The sequence below is a fragment of the Oceanispirochaeta sp. genome, from assembly GCF_027859075.1.
Classification (GTDB): Bacteria; Spirochaetota; Spirochaetia; order DSM-2461; family DSM-2461; genus Oceanispirochaeta.
In genome coordinates this window covers 1-3,619 of record NZ_JAQIBL010000324.1, presented here as the reverse complement: position 1 = coordinate 3,619, position 3,619 = coordinate 1, and the positions used below count along the sequence as shown (strand labels likewise).

Genomic DNA, 3,619 nt, shown 5'->3' with positions numbered 1-3,619 from the left:
GAAGGCAAACAACGTGACGAAGCCCGTTAGGGCGGGGTGAGTCGCCGGTTTAAACAATTAAAAGCCCCAGTTTTCGGATTGGGGCTTTTTCTCGTCCAGGCGACGACCGTAGCAAGTTGATTGCGCAGCAAACAACGTTGACGCAGCCAGCAAGGGCGTAGTGAGTCGCCAGTTCAAACTAAAGCCCCTTGTCGTCAAGACGAGGGGTTTTTCTTTCCCTCACCCCCAACCCCTCTCCCGGAGGGCGAGGGGGGAATGTTTTTATTCGGGCCTGGTCATAAATTCTTCGGATTTAATACTCGGCCATGCAACCTGGATGGTGTCTTCCCATCCCGAACACGGAAGTCAAGCTCATTTGCGCCGATGGTACTGCTACGGTGGGAGAGTGGGTCGTCGCCGGTTTAAACAAATTAAAAAGCCCCAGTCTACGGATTGGGGCTTTTTCTCGTCCAGGCGACGACCGTAGCAAGTTGTTTGCCGAAGGCAAACAACGTGACGAAGGCAAACAACGTGACGAAGCCCGTTAGGGCGGGGTGAGTCGCCGGTTTAAACAATTAAAAGCCCCAGTTTTCGGATTGGGGCTTTTTCTCGTCCAGGCGACGACCGGAAGGATAGAAAACCCCTTTGCAGGGGATTTCATTTCAACTGACCTCCCTAACAGAGGGTTTTTCTGACAAAATCTGCGGCTTTGGTTGCTTCCTTGTCTAAGTCTGCTCCCGGCATCAAGTCCCGCCAGAGGGCAATATCTTTACCAACCTGCCCTCCCGGTCTGATAAATGGTTCCATGACCAGTGGCCCATTAAAATCAATAGCATCCAGGGCGGTTTTGATTTCGGCCCAGGGTATTCTTCCGCATCCAGGCGGCTTTCTGTTTGTTTCACCCAGATGCAGAGCTGCAAGGTGAGGGCCTGCCAATTTAATGGCATCGAAAAAGGAATCTTCCTCAATGTTCATATGGAAAGTATCTAAGAGAATTTTACAGTTCGGACTGTTCACTTCTTCGACATAATCAACAGCTTCCTGGCAAGTATTGAGAAGAAATTGTTCAAATCGATTGATGACTTCTACATTCAATATGACATTCAAGTCTTCTGCCAGAGGTATCATTTCTTTCATGCTCTGATGGCTTTTTTTTAATATATTTTCTTTAACCGATAGATTCCCGGGTGGAGTAGCGGGCCAGTAACTATGAACGGTCCCCCCAATCATACCACCTCCCATATCGGCCACAGCACTTATCATGCGTTTCATGAAATTAACACCTTCCCGGCGTATATTTTCATTGAGTGAAGACACATCATAGTTCGCAGTTAGTCCAATGCCATAGCTGAGAGATATGCCGTTTTCTTCTGCACTTTCTTTGAGCTTCATTCTTTGCTGCCCTGTGAGTTTTACAAGGGCACCGCCATTGATTTCAAGCTGATCAAAACCAAGGGCTTTAACCTTCGGGATAAAGGGAAGGAAATCGGCCTCCCAGCTGTCCGTCCAATAGGCGTAGTATATTCCAATAGATCTCATATTAATCCTCCTGTGGTAGAACTAGAATCTTCATTGCAGGTTCAGAATGGTTCTGCAGAATTTTCAAGCCTTTCTCAAAATCTTTTAACGGAATTCTGTGAGAAATCAGTTTACTGACGTTGATTCTTTTATTTTGTATCATTTCAAGTGCCTGCCATGAGTTCCGACAAGATGTATAAGAAGAAAAAATTGAAATTTCTTTCTCAAACATTTTAAAGGGATGTACCTTGATCTCAGCATCAACATGGGGGACCGCAAACCATAAAATCCGCCCTGAGGGGCGCACATAATTTAACGTTTCTTCCATAATAAAGGTGACACCAGTAGCATCACAGACGATATGGTAGGATTCTTTTTTATTAACATCCAACTGTGTAGAGATTGAAGATGCACCCATAGCTGTCGCCATTTTCAGTCTTGATTCATCTTTGTCTATGACGTCTACACGTGAGCATCCCTTTACCAGAAAGCTCTGCAGCAGCAGAAGGCCAATGGGACCGGCTCCGATGATGAGCAGCGAATCCGAAAGGCCTGGATTAACCTGCTCTACACCATGGAGAACACAGGATAGGGGTTCCATAAAAGCGGCTTCTTCAAAACTTAGATCTCCTATTGGAAAAACAGCCCTTTCAGGAACGCATACATATTGTGCCATCCCGCCAGGTTTTGTGACGCCAACCGATTGTACATTCTGGCAAAAGTGCTGGCGATTGCTCAAGCAGTCATAGCAGGTCCCACAAGATAAATTCGGTTCAATAGTGACTCTGTCTCCTATCTTGAAGTTTCTGACTTTGTCTCCGACTTCTTGGATGATTCCAGAAAACTCATGTCCGGGTATTATTGGATAACTTCCTTTGTAATCACCCTGGTAAATGTGGACATCGGTGCCGCAAATGCCACTGGCCATGACTTCAATCAGAACTTCATCCTCCATCGGTGTCGGTTTGGATATCTCTATAAATCTTAAGGCATTTTTCTTTTCAATCTGGGCAATATTCATTTCAATCCTCTATGATTTATCAATTAATATATTTGATAACTGTGAATAGGTCGGGTAAATACTTTTGAAGATCCTGTGAATTCCTTCATAGGTTTCTATATTCTCTTCAAGAGGCAGTATTTCCCTTTCTGTTTTAACAAGCTGGGCTGCTTCGCTATAGGATTTATATACCTTCATACCTACGGCTGCAGCCATGGCGGCTCCAAGGCTCGTAGCCTGCTTAGGAGCATGGGGGATTTTTACGGGCTTCTGATAGATATCGCTCATGATCTGATTCCAGAACAATGAAGATGCACCGCCTCCCGTCAGTGCGAGGCTTGTTACGTTTTTTCCATTTTCACTGAATACATCCAGGACATCTTTTAAAGCTAAAGCGACTCCCTCGTACACTGATCGGCAAATATCCTTCCTCTTATGATGCAGAGAAAGCCCCAGAAAACCTCCTTTTAAAGAGGAGTTCCAATGAGGAGTTCTTTCACCCATCATGTAAGGAATAAAGAATAATCCTTCAGACCCTGGTTTGGACTGTCCTGCCAGGTCGTCACAATATTGGTATTTACTGCCCATCGATTCTGAATCCCCTACTATCTGATCCACTAACCAGTCCAAGGCTATACCAGCAGATTGAACAGTGCCGCAAATATTAAAATTAATACCATCAAGATCATAAAAATTCTGAATTCGTCTCTTTGAATCCATGAGCGGGCTGGGGGATAGAATGGATATCCAGGAACTGCTTCCTATATTATTCTGTGCCGTATGGTAGTCCGCTATTCCGGCTCCTCTTGCGGAACAGGCTGCGTCTCCGCCTCCTATAAATACGGGTAGACCCTGAGGCAGATGAAGGAGATCGGCTTGTTCTTTTTTCAGAATGCCCCCCTTATCATGGGAGCGGAGTAGTTCCGGAAATTTATCAATGCTCAGCTTGTTCATTTCAAGTATTTCCGGCGACCATTTTCTTGTTGACAGGTCCAGAGCACAAGTGAGAGAGGCATCGGAGTAATCAGTTATGCCGTGGTGTCCTGTCAGTTTCCCGGCGATAAAATCCTTACTCTGAACAAAGCTGAATGTTTTCTTATAGAGATCAGGATAGTTTTCTTT

At 45.2% G+C, this 3,619-nt stretch carries 3 protein-coding genes; all 3 read right to left on the bottom strand.

The features are described from left to right. Positions 1–654 precede the first annotated feature (654 nt). Positions 655–1,518: a sugar phosphate isomerase/epimerase gene (locus PF479_RS18380; RefSeq protein WP_298009822.1), complete on the bottom strand. Its 864-nt coding sequence runs from the start codon at positions 1,516–1,518 to the stop codon at positions 655–657. Between the two features lies 1 nt (position 1,519). Continuing rightward, on the bottom strand, positions 1,520–2,518 hold the full coding sequence (locus PF479_RS18375; protein ID WP_298009820.1) for a zinc-dependent alcohol dehydrogenase family protein: 999 nt from the start codon (positions 2,516–2,518) through the stop codon (positions 1,520–1,522). Positions 2,519–2,527: 9 nt separating this feature from the next. Beyond that, the coding region (locus tag PF479_RS18370; RefSeq protein WP_298009817.1) for an FGGY-family carbohydrate kinase at positions 2,528–3,619 on the bottom strand (1,092 nt) is incomplete at its 5' end.

Bases quoted from the DNA above. Each gene is read 5' to 3' on its own strand.
- PF479_RS18380 (WP_298009822.1), bottom strand. From the start codon at position 1,518: ATGAGATCTATTGGAATATACTACGCCTATTGGACGGACAGCTGGGAG.
- PF479_RS18375 (WP_298009820.1), bottom strand. From the start codon at position 2,518: ATGAATATTGCCCAGATTGAAAAGAAAAATGCCTTAAGATTTATAGAG.